The organism is Cryobacterium sp. RTC2.1 (assembly GCF_035018685.1).
In the GTDB taxonomy this organism is placed as follows: Bacteria; Actinomycetota; Actinomycetes; order Actinomycetales; family Microbacteriaceae; genus Cryobacterium; species Cryobacterium glucosi.
The window spans coordinates 1-3,609 of record NZ_JASJXJ010000236.1; the positions used below are offsets into that span (position 1 = coordinate 1).

The following is a 3,609-nucleotide window of genomic DNA, read 5'->3' on the forward strand; positions in this document are numbered from 1 at the left end:
GGCGCCGGTGGGGGGCCCGGGGCGGACGAGGTCCGCGATTCGGTGACGGTCACGAGGTGCTACTTGCTCGAGACCAGGGTGTTGATCTTGTCTGCCGCGCCGCCCAGGGTGGAGGCGATGTCGCCCTGCCCGAAGATGACCGACTTGGAGTAGGCGTCCCGGAACGTCTGCCACACCTCGACCGAGTTCGACACGTTCGGAACCTCGACGGTGCGCGCGGCCTGGTCGCCGAATGCGACGTAGGCCGGGTTCGCGGCGAAGTAGTCCGGGTACGTGGTGGTCAGGTCGGAGCGGATCGGCATCTGGCCGGTCAGGCTGAGGAGCTGGCCGTCCTGCGCCTCGCTCGTCGAGAACTTCAGCACGTCCCAGGCGGTGCCCTGGTTCTTGCACGCGGTGTACATGCCGACGTTCTTGGCGTCGCTGAAGGTGTAGGTCTTGTCAGCGGATGTCCCGGCGCTCGTCGGCACCGGAACGGCGCCCCAGTTCACCTTGTCCTTGTACACCGGAACAGCCCACGGTCCCACGATCGACATCGCGGCCTTGCCGTCGGCGAACGAGTCGCCCTGGTAGAGCTCTTTGTTCGCGAGTCCCTCGGTGTACATGGTCTTCCAGAAGTCGGCGACCTTGGCGCCCTCGTCCCCGGTGAACGTGGCCTTGCCGTCTTCGACGAGCTGCTTGCCCCCGGTCTCGGCGGCGTACAGCGGGTAGAAGTCGAACCAGCTCTGGTAGAACTCACTCGTTGGGGACGGGTAGATCGCGTTCGCCGCGGCCCCACTGGAGACCAGGGCGCGGGAGGCGGTCAGGAACTCGTCATAGGTGGCGAGCTTCGGGTTCTCCGGGTCGAGCCCGGCCTTGGCGAACATGTCCTTGTTGTAGAAGATCATCACAGGGTTGGACTTCCACGGCATCTGGTAGAACTTGCCGTCTGTCGACTCGTACTGGTTCGCGGTATCGCCCGAGCGGGCCTTGATGTAGGAGTCACCGTCGGAGAAGCTGCTCAGGTCGACGAGGCCGCCCTGCTTCTGGAACTGGGGAACTGCGACCGGGGCCGTGTTGTACACGAGGCATGGTGCGTTTCCCGCCGTGATGGCGGCGCCGATCACTTCCTCGCTGCTCTTGCCGGCCGGGATCTCCTGCGCGGTGACGGTTTCGTTCGGGTGGTCGGCGTTCCAAGCGGTCACCATCTGCTTGCCCCAGGCGATCTCGGTCGCGTTGTTCGAGTACCAGATCGTGATGGGGCCGTGGGCTGTGGTCGCCGCTCCCGCCGCGCCGCCGCCCGATGAGCAGGCGCCGAGGGCGAGGATGACGGCGGCCGATGCCGCGGTCGCGGCGAGGACTCGCCGGGTTCGTGCTGTGCTGTGCATGGTTTCTCCATTCAGTCCCCGCGGCAGCTCTGCCTCGGGTGTGTTTCGGGTGGTGCGGCACGCGGGGAAGGGCGTGCGGGAGGACCGCGGCCGACGCGGGGTCGGTGCGGTGTGCGAAGGGTTCGGTGGCGGATCGGAGGTGAGGAGTGGGGGACAGTGCGGCAGCTAGGGCCGCAGGGGGGTACCGGCGGAGCCGCGGATGACGAGACGGCCTGCCGGAAGATCGACGTCGGGTGCCGTGCCGAGCGCCATGAGGTCGAGCAGGGTCCGGCCGGCGGCCCGGCCCCAGTCGCTCGGGGCGGTGCGCACCGTGGTGAGCGCCGGGTAGACGTACCGGGTGAAGTCGATGTCGTCGAAGCCCGTGATCGAGACGTCGTCCGGTACGCGCAGGCCGAGTTCGTGGGCGACGCCGAGGCCGGCGATGGCCATCGGGTCGTTGGCGAAAACGATCGCCGTGGGCGGCGAGTCCTGAGTCAGGAGCCTGCGGGCGGCATCCGCCCCCGCTGCGACGGAGAAGTCGGTCTCGATGGACTGGCCGGCCGGGAGACCGGCCTCCCTGAGGGCCGTGTCGAAGGCGGCCCGGCGGCGGCTGCCGTGCAGGAGCGCCGGGCTGCCGGCGACGTGGGCGATGCGCCGGTGGCCGAGGGAGACGAGGTAGCGCACGGTTTCGGCGACGCCAGGGGTGTCGTCGACCGAGATGCACGGGAAGGGGCTCTCGGTGTCCGGCCGGCCGAGGGTGACGGCGGGAAGGCCGAGTTCCTGCAGCAGCGGGATGCGGGGGTCGTTGTGCCGGAGGTCGCTCAGGAAGACCCCGTCGACGCGGCCGTCGGAGACGAGCGACCGGTAGGTGCGCATTTCGGTCTTCTCGTCGGGCACGACGCTCAGCACGAGGGCGAGGCCCTGCGGGGCGAGGACGGTCTCGACGCCGGCGATGAACGACGGGAAGAACGGGTCGGAGCCGAGGACCTCCGGGTCGCGGGCGATCACGAGGCCGAGCGCGAAGGAACGCCGGGTGGACAGCGACCTGGCTCGCAGGGAGGGGGTCCAGCCGAGTCGTTCGGCGATCTCGAGGATACGGACGCGGCTCTCGGCGGAGACACCGGGCCGGTCGTTGAGGGCGAAGGAGACGAGGCCTTTGCTGACGCCGGCCTCGCGGGCCACATCAGCAATGGTCACCTTGGGCTCACTCATCGCGCCTCCTCATCGATAGCACCTGCTCGAGTCTTCTGAACCGGTTTAGGCAAACCTATACCGGTTTAGTCCCCCACGTCAACCACTCGCGGAGCACATTCCTGCGGGGGAGACGCATAATGGGACGGGCGCCGGACTTCCCGGCACGCATCAGCCAGAACGGCCGCTCACGCCTTCCTTCCTCGACTTCCTCGGCACCGCCCGGTTCGATCCGGTGGCGGGTGCGGGCATCCTTGTCGCCGCCGCGCTGTATCTCCTGGGTATCCGTGCCGCCGGCCGCACGGGGACCGCCTGGACGCTTCTCCCGACCCTCGGCTTCTTCCTGCTCGGGCTCGGGTCCTGGGCGTGGGTGTCGTTCGGGTTCCTCGGAGCCTGGAGCCCCGACCTGCGCTGGGCGTTCACGACCCGGATCGCCCTCCTGCTCTTCGTGGTCCCGGCGCTGCTGAGCCTCGGCCGCCCCGTCGAGCTGGCGCGGGCCGCGCTCCAGGGTCGGGCCCTGCTCGGGTTCAACGCCGTGCTCGGGTCCTGGTTCGTGCGTCTCGTCGGCAACGCCGTCTTCGCCCCGCTGTTCGCGATCGCCGCCTTCCTGGTCTTCCTGACCCCCCTCGCCTACGTGCTGCGGAGCAATCCCGCAGCGGAGGCGAGCCTGACGCTGCTCGTGCCGCTGGTCGGACTGCTGATGGTGCTGCCGATCACCGACCACGCCCTCGTCCGCACGAGCCTTTTCATCACGGCAGAGTTCATGCTCGCCTTCGTCGAACTCGTGATGGATGCCATCCCCGGCATCCTGCTGCGCCTCAACGAGACGGTGCTCGACGGGGCCCCTGCCCTGGTCGGGTCGTTCCCGGCCTGGTTCCCCTCGCCGCTCTGGGACCAGCACCTGTCCGGCGACTTCCTCTGGTTCATCGCGGAGGTCGCGGACATCCCGGTGCTGATCATCCTGTTCCTGCGCTGGAACCGCACCGACCGGCATGAGGCGAAGCAACTCGACGAGCTCTCCGACGAGCAGATGGCTGCCCTCACCGCCGAGCACCTGCGCCGCGCACCGTGACCC

Annotated in this window: 3 protein-coding genes; 1 reads left to right on the plus strand and 2 read right to left on the minus strand. The window is 68.9% G+C overall.

All coding sequences use genetic code 11. From position 1 onward, the window contains the following. Positions 1-59 precede the first annotated feature (59 nt). A complete protein-coding gene (locus QN357_RS18250; RefSeq protein ID WP_322135964.1) occupies positions 60-1,364 on the minus strand; it encodes an extracellular solute-binding protein in 1,305 nt (434 codons plus the stop codon). A 165-nt stretch (positions 1,365-1,529) separates the two neighbouring features. Then, positions 1,530-2,555, minus strand: a complete 1,026-nt coding sequence (locus QN357_RS18255) for a LacI family DNA-binding transcriptional regulator (protein ID WP_134560284.1) — start codon at positions 2,553-2,555, stop codon at positions 1,530-1,532. A 214-nt stretch (positions 2,556-2,769) separates the two neighbouring features. Between QN357_RS18255 and QN357_RS18260 the strand changes: the two genes are divergently transcribed. Next, positions 2,770-3,606, plus strand: coding sequence for a cytochrome c oxidase assembly protein (locus QN357_RS18260; protein WP_322140781.1), 837 nt, complete (start codon positions 2,770-2,772; stop codon positions 3,604-3,606). Positions 3,607-3,609 lie beyond the last annotated feature (3 nt).